Below are 271 nucleotides of genomic sequence, written 5' to 3'. Positions count from 1 at the left end.
GAATGCAGGCGGGAATATTCAGCTTGCTGAGCGTGGCATAGTCTATATCGACGAAATTGACAAAATTGCCCGCAAGAGCGAAAACCCATCGATAACCAGGGATGTTTCTGGTGAAGGAGTCCAGCAGGCCCTCCTCAAGATCATCGAAGGCACCATCGCAAATGTGCCACCGCAGGGAGGCAGAAAGCACCCCAATCAGGAATATCTCCGCATCGATACCACCAATATACTCTTCATCTGTGGCGGGGCTTTCGTAGGACTGGACAAGATC

The 271-nt window shown here is 51.3% G+C and carries 1 protein-coding gene; it reads left to right on the top strand.

Features of this window, described 5'->3' with window-relative positions:
* Positions 1-271 (top strand): AAA family ATPase (locus N2041_RS14815; RefSeq protein WP_297679408.1); only part of this gene is annotated, 271 nt, incomplete at both ends.

The sequence above is a fragment of the Tepidiforma sp. genome (assembly GCF_026419595.1).
Taxonomy (GTDB): Bacteria; Chloroflexota; Dehalococcoidia; order Tepidiformales; family Tepidiformaceae; genus Tepidiforma.
The sequence above is the reverse complement of the archived record's forward strand: the minus strand, read 5'-3'. Positions and strand labels throughout refer to the sequence as shown.